The sequence below is a fragment of the Pseudofrankia saprophytica genome, assembly GCF_000235425.2.
GTDB classification, from domain to species: domain Bacteria; phylum Actinomycetota; class Actinomycetes; order Frankiales; family Frankiaceae; genus Pseudofrankia; species Pseudofrankia saprophytica.
Window position 1 is genome coordinate 3,678,074 of record NZ_KI912266.1, and the last position, 20,267, is coordinate 3,698,340.

The window sequence follows — 20,267 nt, forward strand, 5'->3', positions numbered from 1 at the left end:
CGCGTCAACCGGCTGTTTTCTCCGTGGGTTCGGGGCGCGGAAGATCGGCCCACGGGTCTCCAGCGGCCTGAGCATCGCCGCCATGGACGGCGGCGTGACGAGGGAGCGCCGGGCCAGCTGGCGGCCGACACGCCACCTGCCCGGCTCCGCCGCGGCCAGCTCTCCTGCCTGTTGACCCTGTTGACAGGTTTCCTGACGGCGGACCATCATGCGAGATCTTCAGGTTTCCTGTTGATCGGACGACCGATGAACACGACGATCCGCGACGTTGCGGGCTGGGTTCTGGCGCGCTGGCGATGCAGGCCCGCGCCGTCGTCGCCGACGACCAGGCCCCTCCAGTGCTCGTCGAAAGTCGGGTGCGGAGGCGTCACCCGCGCGGTAGGCCGAAGTGATCAGTAACTCTGAGGAGCACACGTTGCCGACCGCGACGCCCGCAATTCCTGATTCCCGGCCCCGATCGAGGCGTCGGCGCTTCTTCGACAGCCTGACCCATGGCCGGCTCAAGGGCCGTCACCAGGCCACCACCGACTACCGGGTGACCAGTGACCTGCGGATCCCGATGCGCGACGGCGAGGTCTTACTGGCCGACCACCTCGCGCCCATGGGCAAGAGCCGCGGAACGGTCCTGGTCCGCGGTCCGTATGGCTTCGGCCCGTTGGTCGCCTCCATCACCGGCGGAATCTACGCATCCCGCGGGTATGACGTGGTGATGGTCCGATGCCGGGGAACCTTCGGCTCTGGCGGCCAATTCGACCCCATGGTCACCGAGATCGACGACGCTGCGGACACCGTTGCCTGGCTGCGCCAACAGCCCTGGTTCGGCGGCCGGTTCGCGACCGTGGGCGGTTCCTATCTCGGCTTCACCCAGTGGGCGTTGCTCATGGACCCACCGCCCGAGCTCACGACCGCCGTCATCCAGGTCGCTCCGCATGACTTCAGTCGGGTGGCATACCTGAACGGCGGTTTCACGCTCAGCGACTTTCTGAGCTGGAGCGACAGCGTCACCCACCAGGAGGCCGGCTTTCTCAACTCACTGCGGCGGCGGGCGACGGCGGATCGGCGGCAGGCGTCGGCAGTGGCTGGACTTCCGGTCACGAACTGCGCGGACGAGCTCTGCGACGGGCGCGCCACCTGGTTCCACGACTGGATCGGTCGGCGCGACCTGGACGACCCGTTCTGGGCGCCCATGCAGCTGGCCGCGGCCCTCGACCGCGTCCAGGTACCGATACTCCTGCAGACCGGCTGGCAGGACATGTTCCTCCAGCAGACCTTCGAGCAGTATGAGCACCTGCACCGCCGAGGCATCGACGTGGCGCTCACGGTCGGGCCCTGGACGCACCTGGGGCTCGCGGTACGCGGGTCCCGGACAGTGCAGCCGGAATCCCTGGACTGGCTCGCGGAACATCTCGCCCAGGACGGCGCCCGCCACCGGTCGCAACCCGTGCACGCCTACCTCACGGGAGCCGGGCAGTGGCGTGACCTGCCCACCTGGCCCCCGCCTTCGCGCGACCAGGTGCTGTTTCCCCAGCCCGACCGCGGCCTGAGCACCGACGCGGTAACCGAGGCCGACGCCACGGCATCGTTCACCTACGATCCCGCGGATCCGACGCCGACCCGGGGCGGCCGAGGGAGCTCACCCGCCCTCGGCGGCTACCAGGACGACACCGAGCTCGGCCGACGCGCCGACGTGCTCGCCTTCACTGGAACAGAGATCACCGCGCCCATCGAGGTGGTGGGTACGCCGGTCGTCGAGCTGTCCCACACCACCGACAACCCACACGCCGACCTGTTCGTCCGCCTGAGCGAGGTGGACCGCAAGGGCAAATCCCAGAACGTCAGTGACGGATTCCTCCGCCTCGCCCCCGAGCGGGCCAACGGACCCATCCGCATCGAGCTCGATCCCGTCGCCCACCGGTTCGCGGCGGGAAGCAGAATCCGGCTGCTCATCGCGGGCGGATCCTTCCCGCATTGGGAGCGCAACCTCGGCACGGACGAGGACCCGGCCACCAGCACGAAGCTGGCACTCTCACGCCGCACGATCCACCTCGCCTCCTCATCCCTAATACTCCCGGTTACCAGCCTCGGTCATTCCGGCGAATGAACCATCGATATTCGCGGCCACTCGACGTCAACGGCAAGGTGGTAAACATGTCGCATATCCGGAGACCGGCGGCTCGGCGGCCAGGCGCGCAACCATTCCCATTCATCATCTCCACCCGGTTACCCACCCTTCCGGCGGGGTTACGGCCGGCCGGCGTCGCGGTCCTGGCCGCGAGCCTGGCCTTTCTCGCGGCCTGCGGCGGCGGCTCCGACGGCACAGGTGGCTCCGCTCCGACGGCCAGTGCGCCCACCGCGCAGGCGGACATCCTGGGCCCGGTCGCCAGGGCGACGGGCGCGCCCGTCAAGATCGGCGTGATCACGGACGGGGCGAGCGCGGTCGCCGACCACACCAACGACAACAAGGTCGCCGAGGCCACCGCCAAGTACCTCAACGAGCACGAATCCGGGATGGGCGGCCGGCCGATCGAGATCACGGTCTGTGAGACCCTCGGCGACCTGTCCAAGGCCACCGACTGTGGCAACCAGCTGGTCGAGAAAGGTGTGTCCGCCGTCCTGATCGGTGTCTCGGGCGTCGTCGAGAGCGCCTGGAAACCGCTGAGCGACGCCAGGATCCCCGTCATGCTCTACGGCTCGAGCGACCCCGGCCTGCTGACCAGCCCGACGACCTTCAGCCTCGGCAACCCGACCTTCCCCGTCATCGACCTGCCGATCCAGGTCGCGAAGGACCAGGGCAACAAGAAGGTCGCGTCCATCGTGATCGACGTCCCGGCCGCCCTGCACTCCGCCCAGGACGTGGCGCCGCCGCTGTTCGAGAAGGCTGGCATCGGCTACGAGCTCGTCCGCGTCGCTCCCGGCACCGCCGACATGACCCCCCAGATGCAGCAGATCGCCGACGACGGCTCCGACCAGGTCTTCATCATCGGCAACGACTCGTTCTGCATCAGCGCCATGAACGGCCTCAAGGCCGTCGGCTTCACCGGCACCATCACCGCTATCTCCCAGTGCATCACCGACGCCACCCGCAAGGCGGTGCCCGCCAGCACCCTGAAAGGCGTCGTCGTCAGCGCCACCGTGCCCATCGGTCCGGACAGCCCCTCGATGCGCCTCTACACCAAGGTCGCCGAGACCTACGGCGACGGCATCGACCTCAGCGCCCAGGACGGAATGATCATGTTCTCGCTTGTGGCCAGCTTCCAGGTAGCGACCCAGGGCATCTCGGGCGACATCACGCCGGCGGCCATCACCTCGACGATCAAGGCGATGAAGGAGACCGCGCTGCCCGCCGGTGCCGGCCTGAAGTTCCGCTGCAACGGCAAGGCCATCCCGGACCAGCCCGCCGTCTGCGTCCTCGGTGGCCTGACGACCGCCCTGGACGACAAGGGCCAGCCCACCCAGTACAAGGTCCTCGGCAACACCCCGATCGCGGACTGACATCCCGGATGGCGGCCACGGAGGCGACGAGCGGCGCGGACGCGCCGGACCCGGCGATGCCCGGCGGTGGGCTCGGCCTGCCACCCGGCACCGCGCTGCCCGACCTTCCAGCCGGGATGCCGCCTCCACCGCCGCTGGTGCCCCTGGCGCAGGTGCGCTGCGACGTCGGCGCGGTCGTCTCGCTTGGGCAGGCCACCTACGGCGAGCGCCGGTACGTGCCACTGGCCGGTGGCACGGTGCGAGGGCCGGAACTCAACGGGCGGCTGGTCGAGGGCGGCATCGACTGGCAGGTGGCGCGGGCCGACGGCGTCCTGGAGATCGCCGCGCACTACGTGATCCGTACCGAGGACGGCGCGTTGATCGAGGTCCGCAGCGACGGCCTGCGCCACGGCCCACCCGAGGTGATGGACCGCCTGGCGCGCGGGGAACCTGTCGCGCCGCGCGAGTACTTCTTCCGCACCATCGTGCGCTTCACCACCGGCGCGCCGGCCAGGCTGCACCTCAATCGGACGCTCGCGCTGGCCGTGGGCCGGCGCGAGCCGCGGCGGGTGGTGCTGGACCTCTACCGCATCACCTGACGATGCGCCGCCATCGTCGGACGAGGCGCCGCCCGCCGCCCGCCGCCCGCCGCCCGCCGCACCGACGGCCCGGATCCACCCGGCCGCCCTCGCGCAATCGGCGAACCCGGGGAGATCGCTGTGCCATGATGCCGAAAGATAGACAGGAAACCTGATGAATTGGTGGTGGCGGTGGACATCGAGTCACAGGCCGAGGTCGTGGTGCCACCCCAGGCCGCGGCCCTGCCCGTCTCGGTGCGGGTGCGGGCGGAGGGTCAGGTCCTTGTCGTGACCCTCGCCCGGCCGCGCAAACGCAACGCCCTCGACGACGCGACGATCGGTGCCCTGGAACGGGTGTTCCGGGAGATCGCGCCGGCCTACCGCGCCGCGGTCCTCGACGCCGAGGGCGACCACTTCTCGGCCGGCCTCGACCTGCACGAACTCGCCGAACGCGACGCCTTCGCCGGCGTCGCCCACTCCCAGTTCTGGCACCGCGCGATGGAGGCGATCGACGGCGGGCAGGTACCCACCGTGGCCGCACTCACGGGCGCCGTGGTCGGCGGCGGGCTGGAGCTCGCCGCCGCGTGCCACCTCCGGGTCGCCGACCGCTCGGCGTTCTACGCCCTTCCCGAGGGGCAGCGTGGGCTGTTCGTCGGTGGTGGCGGATCGGTGCGACTCCCTCGGCTCATCGGCGTGGCGCGGGTCATGGATCTCATGCTCACCGGCCGCCGCCTGGACGCGGACGAGGGCCAGGCGGCCGGCCTGACGCAGTACCTGGTCGAGACCGGCACCGCGAGTGCCGCGGCCCTCGAGCTCGCGCGGCGCATCGCGGGGAACGCCCCCCAGACGAACTTCGCCGTGCTGCGGGCCCTGCCGCGCATCGCGCAGGCCAGTCCCGATGAGGGCTATCTGCTGGAGTCCCTGATGGCGGCCGTGGCCCAGAGCACCGAGGACGCCAAGCAGCGGATGGCCAGCTTCCTGGCCGGGCGGGCGCCGAAGGTCACCGACCTGTGAGCGACACCAGCCGGGCCGCGACGCGGACCTCCGATGGCAGCCGGACCGCCGATGGCAACGTGACGCTGGACGAGATCTCCGAGGAGCGGCAGTGAACGATCACGGGATCGGGTCGTGGACCCGGCGGCGGGCCCGCATGGTCGCCGACAAGACGGCGCTGGTCGAGAGCGACCGGACCGTGACCTACGGCGAGCTCGACCAGCTCGCGGTCCGCGTCGGCCACGGCCTCGCCGCTCGCGGCGTCCAGCGTGGTGACCGGGTCGCCTACCTCGGGCTCAACAGCATCGACCTGATCGTCTGCATGATCGGTACGGCGAAGCTCGGCGCGGTGTTCGTGCCGCTCAACACCCGCCTCGCGCAGCCCGAGCTCGCCGCGATCCTGCGCGACTGCGCGCCGGCGCTGCTGCTGCACGACACGGTCTTCACCGATCTGGTCATGTCCGCGGACGTGGCTTCCCTCGGCCTTGCGCGCGTGGAGGTGGGCGGACCCGCAGCGTCGGGTCTGGCCAGCCTCATGGCCGACGACGGCACGCCGTGGGACGAGCCGATCGGCCTCGACGACCGGTTCATGATCCAGTACACGTCCGGGACGACCGGCCGGGCGAAGGGCGTACAGCTCAGCCACGGCAACATCACCTGGAACGTCGTCAACCTGCTCAGCGACCTCGACGTCCGCACCGATGAGATCTCCCTGGTCACCGCCCCGCTGTTCCACACCGCGGCGCTCAACCAGGTGCTGTTCCCGACCCTGTTCAAGGGCGGGACGTCGCTGATCGAGCCACGTTTCGACCCGGACCGCGCGCTGTGGCTCATCGAGCATCAACGGGTGACCATGCTGTTCGGGGTCACCTCCATGTACCTCGCGCTCGCCGCCGTGCCGACCTTCGCCGACGCGGACCTCACGTCGCTGCGGATAGCAATGACCGGCGGCGCGCCGGTGCCCGAGAGCGTGCTGCGGCTCTGGGCCGACCGCGGGCTGCCGCTCATCCAGGGCTACGGCCTGACGGAGACCGCGCCGGGCGCCACCCTGCTGCGCGGTGAGGACGCGTTGCGACGACTCGGCTCGGCCGGGGCCGGCGTGTTCTTCGCCGACGTCCGGGTCGTCGCGCCCGACGGTGCCCCGGTCCGTCCCGGAGAGCCAGGCGAGGTACAGATCAGCGGCCCGAACGTCACCGAGGGCTACTGGCGCAACGAGCAGGCGACCCGGGACGCGTTCACGGCCGACGGCTGGCTGCGCTCCGGCGACGTGGCCGTGGTCGATGACGACGGCTTCTTACGCATCGTCGATCGCCTCAAGGACATGTACATCTCCGGCGGGGAGAACGTGTACCCCGTCGAGGTCGAGCAGGCCATCCACACCCACCCCGCGGTGGCCGAGTGCGCGGTGATCGGCGTGCCCGACGCGCACTGGGGCGAGGTTGGCCGAGCCATCGTCGCGCCGCGCGCGGGCTGGCGGCTCACCGAAGCCGATCTGCTCACCCACCTGGCCGGCCGGCTCGCCCGTTACAAGCTGCCGAGGTCGGTGGTGATCGTGGCGGAGCTCCCGCACAGCGCCGCGGGGAAGGTGCTCAAGTCCGTCCTCCGGGAGGAGTACCGGTGACCGTCTACACCCCCGCCGTGGACGTCGAGGCTGTCCGCGCTCTCGACATCCACGTGCATGTCGAGAAGGACAGCCACGGTTGTTGCGCCCTCGACGACGAACTGCTCGAGGCATCGGCCGGCTACTTCCGGGCCGTCGACAACCGCACCCCCACGGTCGCCGACCTCGCCACGATCTACCGCGGGCTGGGCATGGCCGCCGTGGTGTTCACCGTCGACGCGGCCACCAACCTCGGGCATCCGGCGCTGTCCAGCGAACAGATCGCGCAGGAGTGCGCCGAGCACGCCGATGTCCTGATCCCGTTCGGCTCCGTGGACCCGCTGCGCGGCGCGGCGGCCCTCGACCAGGCCACCCGGCTCGTCGAGCACTTCGGCGTACGCGGCTTCAAGTTCCACCCCAGCCTGCAGGGATTCGCACCCGACGATCCCGCGTACTACCCGCTGTGGGCCCGGCTGGAGGAGCTCGGCGTCCCTGCCCTGTTCCACACGGGGCAGAACGGCATCGGCGCCGGTCTGCCCGGCGGGCGCGGCATCAAGCTGCGCTACTCCAACCCACTCCTGCTCGACGACGTCGCGGCCGACTTCCCGCGGCTCACGGTCATCCTGGCCCACCCGTCCGTGCCGTGGCAGGCCGAGGCGATCTCGATGGCCACCCACAAGGCCAACGTCTACATCGACCTGTCCGGCTGGCGGCCGAAGTACTTCCCGCCCGAGCTCACCCACGCCGCCGGCCACCAGCTGCGACACAAGGTGATGTTCGGCAGCGACTACCCCCTCATCCCACCAGGACGGTGGATGGAGGACGCCGCCGCGCTCGGCTGGCCCGCCGACATCCGCCCCGCCATCGACAAGCTCACCGCCGCGCGGCTCATCGGCCTGGTCTGAGCCGGTCAGCCGATGCCGGGGCAGATCCCGGGCAGGCAAAATCTCGCTGTATGGGCATCGCACACGAGCGCCGAGCGCCGCAACCGGATCTCAGCCCGGGCCCGACGATGCTCTACCTGGTCAAGCAGGTCGAGCTCGCGATCCGCACCCGCCTCGACGACCTCGTCCGCCCGGCGGATCTCACCGCGCTGCAGTACACGGCGATGACGGTGCTGGAGCGCCAGTCCGACCTCACCGCGGCGCGGCTGGCGCGCCGCTCGTTCGTCACCGCCCAGAGCATGGCCGACATGGTCACCGCGCTGCTCGACCGCGGCCTCGTCGAACGCCGCCGCGACCCCGCCGACGGGCGGCGTCTCCTGCTCGCGCTTACCGCGACCGGCCAGCGGGTACTCGACGAGTACCGCCCCAAGGTCGCTGCCCTCGAAGCACGGATGCTGCATGACCTCTCCGCCACGGAGGCCATGGAACTCCGACGAGTGCTCGAATCCTGCCGAGCCGCGCTGGTGGAGTGGGCACCGTGACCAGGCCGCCTGACACCCTGCCCCACGGCGGAGCGGTTCAGTGGACGTGGTCGCCAGCCGCGGCCGCGCGCCGGCCCGGTCGTCATGAGCTGGGCTCGGGTCCTCGGGGGAGTGGCGGTAGGCCGCGGGCGAAGGCGGCCAGCCAGCCGGGTGGCGGTATCTGGAACGGGCGTAGGCCGATGACGTCGCCGTCGTCGTTGAGCAGTGCCTGGCCGTCGCGCAGCCGGTTCGTCGCGAGTCCGGACAGGGCGTCGACCCGGTCGTACTGCTGCGGGCGCTGACGGGTCAGGACGATGCCGAACTGGTTCAGGATGTCGCGGTGCACGCGGCGCAGGCCGTTGCCGTCGATGGTCGCGACGACGAACACCCCGACCTCGGGTCCCTCTCGGAGCAGGTAGTCGAGCGGGACGCCCAGCCCCGCCGCACCGCCGCTCCAGGACGGTGCCGCGGAGATCCCGCGGCAGCGGTGCAGGCCGTTGAGGAGCAGGAACCGACAGTCCTCGACCAGGTCGACGGTGTAGCTGTCGTTCATGGTCCGCTTCTCCACCAGCTCCGCGAGCTCTCCGACGTGCGCCAGGGCGTCCGCCGCGCCGCACCGCCGCAGCCCGGGCAACAGCGTCACGAGTTCCTCATGCACCGCGGTGTACCGCTGGTCGACGGCGGTGAAGTCGACGACCGAGACCGCCGCCAGGCGGCCCGGGCCACGGCCTACACCCCCGGCGGCGAGCGACGCGCACACGGCCGTCAGCACACCCACGTTCGCCGGGTCGTCGCCGATGGCCAGCAGCGCGCGGTCGGCGCGGGCGGCGAAGTCGGTGTGCACCGGTGCCGAGAGCCCGAGCGGCTCGCCCAGCCAGATGCGCAACGGCGCGGCGGGCTCCCGCCGCGCGCCGGCGAGCTCGGCGAAGACGCCGCTGGTGATGTCGCCGGGCCGGTCGCCGTCGTAGACCAGGGGATCACGCGGGAAGTCCCGCGACCGGGCGAGCGCGCGGAACGTGTCCAGCAGGGCGGCGCGGTCGGCTGTCTCGAGGTAGGCGACCTGGAACTTCGTGTCCCGGCCGCGCTGGCCCGAGCTGGCGTTGTAGATGGCCTCACCGCGTGGCGCCAGCTCGGTGGCGGCCGGGTTGTTCTCGGCGAGGATGCGGCGGCTCACCTGGTCGTGGCACCGCAACGCGATACGGATCTCCATGTTGCGCACGGCGTCGCTGCCCATGCTGACCGGGCTGCTCGGTGTCTGGGACGCGAGCAGGACGTGGACGCCGTAGGCGCGGCCCATCCGCACCAGCGTCGCCAGATGCCCGGCCGCCTCCCGCCCGGTCTCGTCGTCGGCGTCGAACAGGACGTGGAACTCGTCGACGACCAGCAGCACCCGGGCCAGCATCGGGTCGTCCGCGTCCGCGTCCGCGTCCGCGCCAGTGCCGGTGCCGGTGCCGGTGCCGGTGCGGGTGCCGGCGGCCTCGGCCCGGGCCCGCCGGTAGCCGGCAAGATCCGCCGCCTGGTACCTCTTGAACAGGGCGGCCCGTCTCTCGATCTCCATCGTCAGCGTCCGCATCGTCTCCAGGCCGAACTCGCGCTGGCTGTGCATGGCGACGACCCGGGCGTGCGGCAGCGCCCGGCGCGCGTACTCCTGGAACTCGACGCCCTGCTTCATATCGATGAGGTAGAGCTCCAGCTCCGCCGGCGAGTAGAGGACCGCGGCCACGGTGATGAGCGTGTGCAGCAGGGTCGACTTCCCGGCCCCGGTCATGCCGGCGATCATGACGTGGTTGCGGGTGCCGTCACCCAGACGCATGACCATCAGGTCGTCCAGGCCGTACGTACCGAGGGGAACCGCGAGGCTCTCGGTCGCGTCCGCCTGCCACCAGGTGGACGGGTCACGCAGACGGACCAGCCGTTCGACACCGGCGATGCCACCCAGCTCCGGCCGGGTCGCCACCGGGAGCAGGTCGAACATCCGCTTCGGGGTGACGACGACCCGATCCGCGTCCCTCGCCGCGTCGGCGACGCGGTCCACGACGGTCCGCAGCACCTCCGACGCCTCCCAGCTCGACGCGGCCGGATGCTCCAGTTCGAACGTCCACTCACCCACGGCGGCCGGGGTGAGGACCGCCGGACCCGTCGTGACCTGCCCGTCCTCGCCCATGGCCAGGTGATGGGGGTAGTCAGCACTGTCCTGCGCGATCACGAGGATGGTGTAGACCCCGCACCGCGGGCCGTTCAGCATGACCTGGTCGAGCCGGGTGCGGCTTTCCGGGGTGGTGAACCCGCGAGGGAAGTCGAAGACGACGACGACGTGGTAGGGCTCGGGCCGGGCGCCAGGCCGTCGGTTGAACTCGACGAGCGAGCCGAGCCGGTGCGGTCCCAGCAGGTCGCGGTCCACCCGGCCGATCCGCTCGACCAGCTCGGTGAGCTTGTTCTCGATCTCCTGTGGGCGCACGAGGGGGTCGTCCATCAGCCGTACGTCGTCGGAGTTGAGGCCGGCGAGCGACCGCACCGCGCTGCCGAGCGCGATCGGGTCGATCACCGAGAGGCGCAGCCGGCCCGCGGGGATCGAGGCCAGCATGCGCCCGACCACACCCAGGACCGCGTCCGCGCGCCCGGGAACCCCCCGGCCGGCCCGAACGACGAGGTTGGTCGTCCCTGGGAACGGGAACAGCGCGGGCACCGTCAGCGGCTCGTCCTCGCACCCGCGCCGCGAGTACGTGCCGATGCGCAGCGCGTCGACAGGTTGGGAGAGCGGGTGCCACGCGCTCCAGTCGGCGTCGGCGGGTGGCATGGCCGCGTCGAGCTCGGCGCGCAGGGCGTCGACGGTGCGCCGCAGCTGGGCGAGGTCGCGCCGCCAGGCGTTCAGCGCGTCCTGGACGGCCTCGTTCCGGCCTCGCGTGGCGGCCTGCATGCCCTCCTGCCACTTGCGCGCGGCGTCCGCGCCCGAACGCGCGATCAGGTCGTCGCAGCGGCGTACCGCCGCGACGGCGACCGCGACCCAGTGCCGCTTCCTGCGCAGCGGCGAGCGCAGGCGACGGACGGCCAGCGTGAGCTCGGCGAGGGCAGCGGCGGCGCTGACCTCGGACGACGGGCCGGTCTCGTCCCGTTCCGCCTCCTCCCACAGCGACCAACGGGAACCGAGCGCCTCGCGCGCGCGACCCACCAGGTGGTCGACCTCGCGGGCACGCCAGTCGGCGTTGCCGGTCAGTGCTCGGCCGCGCGCCTTGTCCAGCTCGCCGCGGCGCGTGGCCAGCGCGGTGTCGGCCTTCTCGATCGCCTGCTCGGTTCGCTGGATGACGCGGTGGGCGTCGGTGCGCACCTGGTCCCACCGGCCGGCCAGATCTCGCACCGGACCGCCCGCGGCCGTCTCACTCATAGGTCCCGTTCACCCTTTCCCGGGATCCTTCGCGCGCTGCGTCAGTTCCCTCGCGCCCACTCGCGCCCATTCACGACCGGTCGGAATCGGACGGGTCTTGTTAGAGACCGCCGCCCTGGTTCGCGAGACCGCCGAGTATCCAGTGCACGGCGGCCTGAATGTCGAAGGCCATGGTCACCGCTTCACGCAGCCCACCGATCATCGGAGCCAGATGGTTTTCCTGATAACGCCGGCCGACACTGTCGTTCCAGCCCTTCTCCAGATCCGCGGTGCCGACGTCGAGTCCGGCAAGCAGGTCGCCGAGGAGGTCCGCGACACCGCCGACGCCCGCGCCTTCGCCGGCGAACGTCCTGAGGCCGTGCCGTGCGGGGGCTCCGGCGATCTGCGCCATGAACGCGGGCTGACGCAGGCTCGTCGCGCTCGCGGCCTGCCCCGGCACGTCCGCGAGGTACACGTCCAGCAGGTCCAGCAGCTCCGCCAGGAGGAAGATCGCGTCCGCCGCGAGGTCACCGAACCGGGTGGCGCACGTCGAGAACGTCCGTCCTCGGTCGACCTGTTCGCGGGCCCGGCCGCGCAGCGCGAGCGCGTTCTCCCGTAGCCGGACCGTGACAGTCCGTTCCGCTCTCGCGCGCTCCAGCTCCGCCTCGGCCTCCTCGACCTTGCGCCCGGCCACGTCGAGCGCCTTGGCCGCCCGGCGTTCGGCCTGGAGCGCCGCCTCGGTGTCGACACCCTCTACACCGGCTGTCGCGCCTTCGTTTGCCTGGCCGACGGCCGCCTCGGCCTCGCGCAGCGCACAGGCGGCCCGCTCCTCCTCCTCACGCGCGCGTTCCAGCGCCCGCTCGGCCGCGCGTACGGCATTCTCGGCCCTCGTGAGATCCTGGCTCGTGGCTCGCACCCGCTCCTCGGTCTGCTCGTAGAGGCCGGTCAGCCCGTCACGCTGCGTCACGATGGCGCGGTTGACGCTGGCCGCCAGGGCGGCGAGCTGGTGCGCGTGCGCGACCAGGACCGCTGGGACCACCGAGACGAGCGCCACCTGGCATCCACTCCTGGTCGTGCCTGACCTGGCCGCCGGTCAGCTGGCCTCGAGATACTCCGCGAGCTTCTGCGCCTTGTTTCGCAGCTTCGGCGGGATTTCGCCCATTTTGTCCGAAAGTGGCTTGAGCCGGCTGGTCGATTCCTCCAGCAGGTCGGCGATGTGCCGCCGCGCGTCGTCGTCCCACTCGAGATCGTCAAAGCGCTTGCGCAGCTTCTCCAACTCGGCCTGGGTATTTTCGACGAAGGTCTCTATTTCGCCGGCGAAATCCCGTAGCTCAGTCGGGTCCGCGTGTACGCGTCCGGACATGCTGCCTCGCTCAGAAGAAAGGACGTGGATGCCCGCGGCAGGGACACGCCGCGGAAGAAAGAGACCGGTGGCTGAGCCGGCCAAGGTGGCACCGAGCGGTTGGACCCGCCGGATTCAGGGCGCGACCCTGCCGCGCCCAACCGCTGTCGGGTGAGAGCGAGTGGCCATCGGCGGGTTCCCTTCCAGTCCGCACGGGGTCATGGTTCTTCCTCCCGCGGGCCGGGTCTCGGGGGTCCTGCGTCCCCGGTGGTCACGGCTCGCGGCAGTTACCAACAGAATGGCACGCGGGCCGGCCGGCGGGCAGCGAGTTCTCCTTTTGGTTGTTCCGGCGCCGTTCCGTTGTTTCGTTTACGGACCTGTGGTCATCGAGGCCGGAGTGGCCGGTGGCCGGGCAGATCATCCGTGGGCGAGTGGGCGCAGCAGCGCCACGGCGGCGGGGAGGTCGGCGGGTCGTTCGACGGTGGGGGGCAGGTCCGGCCAGCCGGGGCCGGTCGCGACGAGCACGGGTCGGTGCCGGTGGCGCAGGCAGGCCTGAAGCTGGTGCGGGTCGGCGGTGGTTCCGTATGTGACCAGATGACGACGGCGGTTGGCCGGGTCCGGCGGACGGTCTCCGTGAGCGCCGGCGTGGGGACGCTGGCGCCGAGCAGGCGGCTGGGCACGTCGTGTTCGGCCAGTGCGGCGGCGAGTGCCTCGAGCGGCAGGCTGTGCTGTTCGTCCGCGGCGCACGCGAGCAACAGCCGGGGCGGTCGTGCGCGGTCGGTGGGTCGGGGCACGGCGGCGAGTGCTTCGGAGACGCACCGCGACAGCAGGTGCTCGACCTCGATCAGCCCGCCGGTGGCGGCGTGCCGGCGCCCAAGGCCGGCGAAAACCGGCCGCAGGACCTCGTCCCAGGTGCCGGCGACTCCTCGTTCCTGGATGGCCGCGGCGATGATCTCGTGCATCGCGAGCGTGTCGAGCCGCATCGCGGCGCGGGCGAGGCCACGGGCGGCCGGGTCGGCGCGGCCGACCGGGACCGTGCGGCCGCCGCCGTCGCGGACGGCGGCGGGTGAGCTCCTCGGAGCGTGGTCCTCGGCGAGGGCGGTCCGGGCAGCCTCGGCGGCCGGCAGGCCGCGGGCGGTGAGACGGGCCATCAGGTCGAGCCTGGCGATGTCGCTCTCGGTGTAGCGGCGGTGTTGCCCGGGGGCGTGGTGGCTGGGTCCGAGGCCGTAGCGTTGATGCCAGGTCCGCAGGGTGGTGACCGCGACGCCCAGCCGGCGGGCGACGTCACCGGCGCTGGCGGTGTCCTGTTCGGGTGTCGGCTGGCCGGTCATGACTCGCGTCATGACTCGCGCTGGCTGGCCGCGGCGCAGAGGCAGCCAAGCGCCTCGCGGGTCGCCGGGTCGAGCGGAGCCTCGTCGACCGCGGCGAACGCGCAGGCGACCCGCTCGGAGATCATCCGGTCCAGCTCGGCCGCCGCGCCCGTCCGGGTGAGCAGCGCGGCCAGTCGTGGCAGATCCTCCGGAGCCCGGCGGGCGAGCAGTCGCCGCAGCTCGTCGGCCTCGGCACCGGTGGCCATGGCGCGGGCGAGTTCCAGCAGCACGGTCGACTTCCCGCGGGCGAGATCCTCGCCGACCGGCTTGCCGGTGACCCGCGGGTCGCCGTAGACACCGAGCAGGTCGTCCCGCAGTTGAAATGCCTCGCCCACCGCCATGCCATACCGGGTATATGCCCGCGCCAGCGGACCGTCGGCGGCCGCACCGCCGAGCACGGCTCCGTAGATCAGCGGTCTTGCCACCGTGTAGCTCGCCGTCTTGAGGCGAGCGACGTGCAACGCGCGCCCGATCGAGGACGACTCCAGCGCGCCGTCACCCAGCAGGTCCAGGAACTGCCCGGCAATCGCCTCCAGGCGCATGCGGTCGTAGCCCTGACGAGCGGCGATCAGCGTGGCCGCGGGCAGGTCCGCGCGGCTGGCGAGCCGATCCGCCCAGACCATGCACAGGTCGCCGACGAGGATCGCGGTGCTGCGCCCGAACTCGTCCGGGTCGCCGGGCAGTCCGAGGGCGACGTGCCGGCGGGCAGCCGCTCGGTGCGCGGTCGGCAGGCCGCGCCGGGTGGCCGAGGCGTCCATGACGTCGTCATGGACGAGTGCGCACGTGTGCAGAAGCTCCAACGCACCCAACGCCGGCAGAACCGACGTGGCGGGCCGACCCGGCCCGACGGCGCCACGCCACCCCCAGAAGGCGAACGCGGACCGGAGACGCTTACCGCCGCCGAGCACCATCTGCCGCGCGACGGTGACCAGTACCTCGAGGCCGGGATCCAGGCCCGTCAACGACGCTGACTCGCGTCCAGGAACTCGGTGAGCAGCCGGTCGACGGAGGTGGCGATCTCCCCGGAACGCGGTGACACGGCGCGGCGCGCGTCGGGGATTGACCTGGTAAGGGCGTCCTCTGCCACGCCGACAGCGTACGCCTGCCGACAGGTTGCGTCGATTTGTGCGTCGAAACACTGGCCGATCGTGGCTGGTGCGCCGTCTGGTCGACGCCGAACTCACCCAGGGCTGTCAGCCAGGGGGTAGCCGACGTATCCGGTCGAGGGCTGTCTCGGCGGAACGTTCCGTCATGCGGACCCGCCGTTCACCGAGATCGCCCGGGGGATCAGGCCGAGACGCTCAGGGTGCGGTGGATCGTGGCCGGGTCGGTGAGGGCGTTCGTGGCGACCCGGGCCACCTGGGACCGTGCCACCTTCATCCCGGCGGTCGTGTCGTCGGTCGTGACGTGCGCCGGCGCGTCGGTCTGGTCGTCGGTGAGCGAGACCGGGCGGATCAGCGTCCAGTCGAGGCCGCTGCCGCGGACGATCTCCTCCTGGCGCTCGCTGTCGCGGATCTGCGGGGCGAGCAGCAGCGCGAAGACCAGCTTGAGGGACCTGGGCAGCAGCCGGCGGCCCGCACCGAGGCCGTAGGTGGTCTGCGCGACGAGGCGGGGCACGCCGACCTGTCGCATCGCCGCGACGACGCGCGCCGTTCCCGTCGACCGAACGTCGAGCGGGGTGGCGGCGCGGCGCGCCAGCCGGACCTTCACCGGGTTGTCACTGATCCCGAGCGTGACGACCACCGCGTCCTGGCCGACCATCGCCTTCGCGAGTGCCTCGGCGTCCAGCACGTCGCCGTCGACGCGGACCACCTCCCGGTCCCGGTCGGCCGGCCCCAGGTCCGCGGCGCTCGCCGATCGCGCGAACGCGGTCACCCGGTGGCCTTCGGCCGCCAGCGCCCGGACCGCCGCGGCGCCGCTGCCCCTGCTCGCTCCTACGACCAGCACGTTCATCGTCTGCCTCCTTCTCGCGGTTCCCCGCGGTCCGCCGTTCGGACCTGGTTCCACGATCACGCGACGCGGTCGGACGTACAATGCTCGGAAGCCCGGCTCGATTGCTCATCCGTCCAGGGGGGCGCGGTGGCCGACGTTCTTGACGAGACGCTCGCCCACTTCGGTATGACCGGCGTCTTCTACGCGGTCTCGGAGCTGAGCGCGCCGTGGGGGATCGGCATCCCGCCGATCCGCGACACCGTGATGTTCCACCTGCTCACCGAGGGCGAGTCCCTCGTCGTCGACGTGGAGGGCCAGCGGGCCACCTCGGGTGTTGGTGAGCTGGTGCTCGTGCCACACGGAGCGGGCCACGTCGTCGGTTCCGACGCGGACGGGCCGGCGGTGCCGCTGTGGGACCTGCCCCGCGAGGAGGTCACCGAGCGCTACGAGCGGATGCGGATCGACGGGGGCGGCGCGCCGGCGCGGCTGATCTGCGGGGCGGTGGAGTTCACCGATCTGGCCGTCGGCCGGCTGATGGCGAGCCTGCCGCCACTGCTGGTCGCCGAGCAGCGCGACGGCTGGCTGCGCTCGACCGTCGAGGTGATGGCGGCCGAGTGCCGCGCGGCGGCGCCCGGCAGCGCGGTGGTGACCGCCCGGCTCGCCGACGTCCTCGTCGTCCACGCCGTCCGCGACTGGCTGCACCGCGAGCAGCCGACCCGCGGGTGGGTGGCGGGGGTCCGCGACCCACACCTCGGCCGCAGCCTGGCCGCGTTCCAGGCCGCGCCCAGCCGGGCCTGGGACCTGCCCGCCCTCGCCGCCGAAGCCGGACTGTCCAGGTCCGCGTTCGCCGCCCGTTTCACCGAGGTGCTGGGGGAGCCGCCGATGGCCTATGTCACGTCGTGGCGGATGGATCTGGCGGCCAGGCTGCTGGAGGACGGCGAGCTCAGCGTCGGTCGGGTCGCGGCCCGGGTCGGGTACGCCTCCGAGGCGGCGTTCAACCGGGCGTTCCAGCGGATCAAGGGGGCCACCCCGGGCCGGTGGCGGCGACCGTCCCCGCTGGAGGACGCGGCCCCGGCGTCACTGACCGGCGTCGACTGAACAGGACCGGTCCAGACCGCCCGTCGCCCGCCGCTCGTCGTCCGCCGGCGATGTCACACGCTGGTCAGCGCGGGTGCGGCGCACGGACCAGTTATGATGGCGCCATCAGCTCGTCGAGCTCCTGCCGCGAGTTGTCCGTGCGTCGCAGCACCCGATTTCTAGCAGCGGCTTCTCAACATCCGCTTCTCGGCATCGGGCCTCCGCTCCGCGCGTAACCGGTCGAGATCCTCGGGTCCCTGGTTGTCGGCGGGACATCCGCACAGATAGCGATCTTTCTTGTCTTCGTTCACCGATCTTGGCGTGCCCGCGCGCCTGACCGACGTTCTCACCCGTCTCGCCATCGAGACCCCCACCCCGATCCAACGGGCGACGCTGCCGGACGCGCTCGCCGGACGTGACATCCTCGGCCGCGGCCGCACGGGCTCCGGCAAGACACTCGCCTTCCTCCTGCCCGTGGTCGCGCGGCTGTCCGGCGGGCCTCGGGCCCGGGCCGGGGCCCCGCGCGCGCTGATTCTGGCGCCCACCCGCGAGCTCGCCGCGCAGATCGACACGGCGCTGCGGCCGCTGGCCGCCGCGGCCGGCCTCACCTCGTGCACCGTGTTCGGCGGCGTCGGTCAGAACCCGCAGGTGGCCGCGATCCGGCGGGGCGTCGACATCGTCGTGGCCTGCCCTGGCCGGCTCGAGGATCTCCTCGATCAGCGGCACTGCTCGCTGGCCCACGTGAAGATCACCGTGCTGGACGAGGCCGACCACATGGCCGACCTGGGGTTCCTGCCCGCTGTACGCCGGCTGATCGGCCAGACCCCGGCAGGCGGGCAGCGCATGCTGTTCTCGGCCACCCTGGACAAGGCCATCGACACCCTGGTGCGCCAGTACCTCACCAGACCCGCGGTACACGAGGCCGACTCGGCCCAGTCCCCGGTGGGCACCATGACGCACCATCTGCTGCACGTCGAGCGGGACAGCCGGCTTCCCGTGCTCGTGCACCTGTCCAGCGCACCAGGCCGCACGGTCGTGTTCACCCGCACGAAGCACGGCGCCAAGGCTCTGGCCCGCCACCTGAACCGCGCCGGCGTGCCCACGGTCGAGCTGCACGGCAACCTGAGCCAGAACGCGCGTACCCGCAACCTCGACGACTTCCAGGCGGGCCGCGCCTCGGCGCTGGTCGCCACGGACATCGCCGCCCGCGGCATCCACGTCGACAACGTGGCCCTCGTGATCCACGCCGACCCGCCGGCCGACCACAAGGCCTACCTGCACCGTTCCGGGCGTACCGCGCGCGCCGGCAACAGCGGCACCGTCGTCACCGTGGCGACCACGGAGCAGATCCGTGAGGTCACGCAACTGGCCCGCGCCGCTGGCATCAAGCCGACGACCACCCGGGTCGCATCCGCCGATCACCCGGTGCTCGCCTCGCTCGCCCCGGGCGCCCGGTCGCTGCCCAGCCCCGCGGCCGCGATCCAGCCGGAGACCCGAACCGCCCCAGCCCAACGGGTGCCGGCAGACGGAAACCGCGGCACCGAGCCGACACCTCGAACAGGCAGACGACGTGGACGCCGCCCCGCCGGTAACCACAGCCGCGGCGCCGGGCGGACCACAGCGTCTGCCGGGCGGACCACGGCGTCTTCCGGGCGGACCACGGCGTCTCGACCGCGTGCGGCCACGGCCACGGCTCGTGCCGGCTCACCTGATCACGAGGCCGCCCCGTCGCCCGCCCAGCGACCTGGGTCGCGACCGACCCACAGCGCCGCGACGTTCAGCGCACGCCGCGCCCGCTGACCAGACCCGGTCACGACGCGCCAGCGGTCACGTGATCGCCGAGTCCGCACGCTGTTCGCCGGTTGAGGCGGCCTGGTCAGGCCGGTGACGTGCGGCGACAGCGGCCACAGCGGTTGGGGATGCCCGGAGTGTGCCCCCCAGGGGCTCCGAGCATTCCCAACCCGTGGCCGCTGACCATCCTTGGCGCTGGCTTACGCGGCCTGGCGCCACGCTTCGGCCAGTGCGGCGAAGCTGGCCTTGCGACGATCGCGGTCGAGGCTCGGGGTGACGATGACGATCTCGTCGACCTCGGCCTCCCGCTTCATCTCCAGGAGCCGTTCGGCTACGGCCTTCGGCTCGCCGGTGACCATCCGGCCGTCGTCGTGGCGGGTGGAGCGGAACTGCGGCGACCTGGCGAACTCGCGGACGTCCTCCGGCCGCAGCGGCTCGCGTATCCCGCGGCTGATGTTCTGGATGGTCAGGGTCCACGCCGCCGTGAACTCGAGGGTCGCTTCCTCGTCCTCGCTCGCGAAGGCCAGCACGGACATCGCCGAGTACGGTGCCGCGCCCTCGGCCCGGGCAGTGAACTCGCGCCGGTAGCCGCGCAGCGCCTCGAACGCCAGGTCGGGGCTCATATGGTGCGCGAACACGGCGCTCAGGCCGTTGACGGCGGCGAACCGCGGGCCGTAGGGGCTCGATCCCAGGACGAACAGTTCGGGCCTCTCGTCGACCACGGGAGCGGCCACGAGTCGCGAGTAGGGATGCGAGGGCGGAAAGCCGTCCCCGAGGAACGCCAGCAGCTCGCCGACCTGCCCGGGGAACTCCGCGCCTGGATCGGCGGATGCCCCGCGGCGCAGCACGTGCGCGGTCAGGGGATCGGTTCCCGGCGCCCGGCCGAGCGCCAGGTCGATCCGTCCGGGGTACATCGCCAGCAGCGTCCGGAAGGTCTCGGCGACCTTCAGCGAGGTGTGGTTGGGCAGCATGATCCCGGCCGCGCCGACCCGGATCCGGGACGTGTGCGCGCCGACGTGCGCGGTCAGCAGCTCCGGGGCGCTGCACGCCAGGCTGGTCATGTTGTGGTGCTCGGAAACCCAGTACCGCCGGTACCCGGCCGCCTCGACGGTCTGGGCGATACTCACCGCGCCGGCGATCGCCGCGCTCGGGCTCTCGCCGTGCTCGATCCCGACGAAGTCCAACACGGCCAACGGAAGCGAACCCTCGGCACCACTCACCTTCAGCTCAAGGGCAGGCCCGCCAGCCGCATTCCCCGACCTCGACGTTCCCGTTGGTAGGCGGCGGGGCTCTGCGGGCGAGTGTCGGCGCCGGTCGCGCCCTCGCCGGTCAGCTCGCCCTGCGACG

The 20,267-nt window shown here is 71.9% G+C and carries 17 protein-coding genes; 9 read left to right on the forward strand and 8 right to left on the reverse strand.

The features are described from left to right. Nucleotides 1–415 precede the first annotated feature (415 nt). From FRCN3DRAFT_RS0215320 to FRCN3DRAFT_RS0215355, 7 genes are all read left to right on the forward strand, one after another. Nucleotides 416–2,101 carry a CocE/NonD family hydrolase gene (locus tag FRCN3DRAFT_RS0215320; protein WP_035928014.1) on the forward strand — a complete coding sequence of 562 codons (1,686 nt, stop codon included), beginning with the start codon at nt 416–418 and terminating at the stop codon, nt 2,099–2,101. Between the two features lie 47 nt (nt 2,102–2,148). Next, a complete protein-coding gene (locus tag FRCN3DRAFT_RS0215325; RefSeq protein WP_027140614.1) occupies nt 2,149–3,492 on the forward strand; it encodes an ABC transporter substrate-binding protein in 1,344 nt (447 codons plus the stop codon). An 8-nt stretch (nt 3,493–3,500) separates the two neighbouring features. Beyond that, nucleotides 3,501–4,070: a DUF3237 domain-containing protein gene (locus FRCN3DRAFT_RS0215330; protein WP_007512495.1), complete on the forward strand. Its 570-nt coding sequence runs from the start codon at nt 3,501–3,503 to the stop codon at nt 4,068–4,070. A 171-nt stretch (nt 4,071–4,241) separates the two neighbouring features. Next, complete coding sequence (locus tag FRCN3DRAFT_RS0215335; RefSeq protein WP_007512494.1) at nt 4,242–5,063, forward strand: crotonase/enoyl-CoA hydratase family protein; 822 nt, start codon at nt 4,242–4,244, stop codon at nt 5,061–5,063. A 91-nt stretch (nt 5,064–5,154) separates the two neighbouring features. Next, the gene (locus FRCN3DRAFT_RS0215345; protein WP_007512492.1) at nt 5,155–6,663 is read left to right on the forward strand and encodes an acyl-CoA synthetase; all 1,509 of its coding nucleotides are present in this window, start codon (nt 5,155–5,157) and stop codon (nt 6,661–6,663) included. Next, nucleotides 6,660–7,547, forward strand: coding sequence for a 4-hydroxyphenyl-beta-ketoacyl-CoA hydrolase (locus FRCN3DRAFT_RS0215350; protein WP_007512489.1), 888 nt, complete (start codon nt 6,660–6,662; stop codon nt 7,545–7,547). Before FRCN3DRAFT_RS0215345 ends, FRCN3DRAFT_RS0215350 begins: the two co-directional genes overlap by 4 nt. A gap of 50 nt (nt 7,548–7,597) precedes the next feature. After that, nucleotides 7,598–8,068: a MarR family winged helix-turn-helix transcriptional regulator gene (locus FRCN3DRAFT_RS0215355; protein ID WP_035924799.1), complete on the forward strand. Its 471-nt coding sequence runs from the start codon at nt 7,598–7,600 to the stop codon at nt 8,066–8,068. Nucleotides 8,069–8,150: 82 nt separating this feature from the next. Here FRCN3DRAFT_RS0215355 and FRCN3DRAFT_RS50665 read toward each other — a convergent pair whose 3' ends face one another. The 7 genes from FRCN3DRAFT_RS50665 to FRCN3DRAFT_RS0215390 form a co-directional block, all read right to left on the reverse strand. Then, on the reverse strand, nt 8,151–11,429 hold the full coding sequence (locus tag FRCN3DRAFT_RS50665) for an FtsK/SpoIIIE domain-containing protein (RefSeq protein ID WP_007512486.1): 3,279 nt from the start codon (nt 11,427–11,429) through the stop codon (nt 8,151–8,153). Nucleotides 11,430–11,529: 100 nt separating this feature from the next. Then, nucleotides 11,530–12,462, reverse strand: a complete 933-nt coding sequence (locus FRCN3DRAFT_RS53085; protein WP_007512484.1) for a hypothetical protein — start codon at nt 12,460–12,462, stop codon at nt 11,530–11,532. Nucleotides 12,463–12,501: 39 nt separating this feature from the next. Beyond that, nucleotides 12,502–12,771 (reverse strand): WXG100 family type VII secretion target, encoded by a 270-nt coding sequence (locus tag FRCN3DRAFT_RS0215370; RefSeq protein ID WP_007512482.1) that lies wholly within the window; start codon nt 12,769–12,771, stop codon nt 12,502–12,504. A gap of 362 nt (nt 12,772–13,133) precedes the next feature. Beyond that, a complete protein-coding gene (locus FRCN3DRAFT_RS44630; RefSeq protein WP_198535978.1) occupies nt 13,134–14,081 on the reverse strand; it encodes a MerR family transcriptional regulator in 948 nt (315 codons plus the stop codon). A gap of 8 nt (nt 14,082–14,089) precedes the next feature. Further along, the gene (locus tag FRCN3DRAFT_RS0215380) at nt 14,090–15,082 is read right to left on the reverse strand and encodes a polyprenyl synthetase family protein (RefSeq protein ID WP_007512478.1); all 993 of its coding nucleotides are present in this window, start codon (nt 15,080–15,082) and stop codon (nt 14,090–14,092) included. Beyond that, complete coding sequence (locus FRCN3DRAFT_RS57110) at nt 15,079–15,207, reverse strand: hypothetical protein (RefSeq protein ID WP_269799825.1); 129 nt, start codon at nt 15,205–15,207, stop codon at nt 15,079–15,081. Before FRCN3DRAFT_RS57110 ends, FRCN3DRAFT_RS0215380 begins: the two co-directional genes overlap by 4 nt. A 200-nt stretch (nt 15,208–15,407) precedes the next feature. Next, nucleotides 15,408–16,073, reverse strand: a complete 666-nt coding sequence (locus FRCN3DRAFT_RS0215390; RefSeq protein WP_007512477.1) for an SDR family oxidoreductase — start codon at nt 16,071–16,073, stop codon at nt 15,408–15,410. 126 nt (nt 16,074–16,199) lie between these two features. Between FRCN3DRAFT_RS0215390 and FRCN3DRAFT_RS0215395 the strand changes: the two genes are divergently transcribed. Continuing rightward, nucleotides 16,200–17,150, forward strand: a complete 951-nt coding sequence (locus tag FRCN3DRAFT_RS0215395; RefSeq protein WP_007512475.1) for an AraC family transcriptional regulator — start codon at nt 16,200–16,202, stop codon at nt 17,148–17,150. Between the two features lie 300 nt (nt 17,151–17,450). Further along, nucleotides 17,451–18,929, forward strand: a complete 1,479-nt coding sequence (locus tag FRCN3DRAFT_RS0215400; protein WP_007512473.1) for a DEAD/DEAH box helicase — start codon at nt 17,451–17,453, stop codon at nt 18,927–18,929. Between the two features lie 191 nt (nt 18,930–19,120). On the opposite strand, the gene FRCN3DRAFT_RS0215405 is transcribed toward FRCN3DRAFT_RS0215400, so the two are convergent. After that, the gene (locus tag FRCN3DRAFT_RS0215405) at nt 19,121–20,107 is read right to left on the reverse strand and encodes an LLM class flavin-dependent oxidoreductase (protein ID WP_232794293.1); all 987 of its coding nucleotides are present in this window, start codon (nt 20,105–20,107) and stop codon (nt 19,121–19,123) included. Nucleotides 20,108–20,267 lie beyond the last annotated feature (160 nt).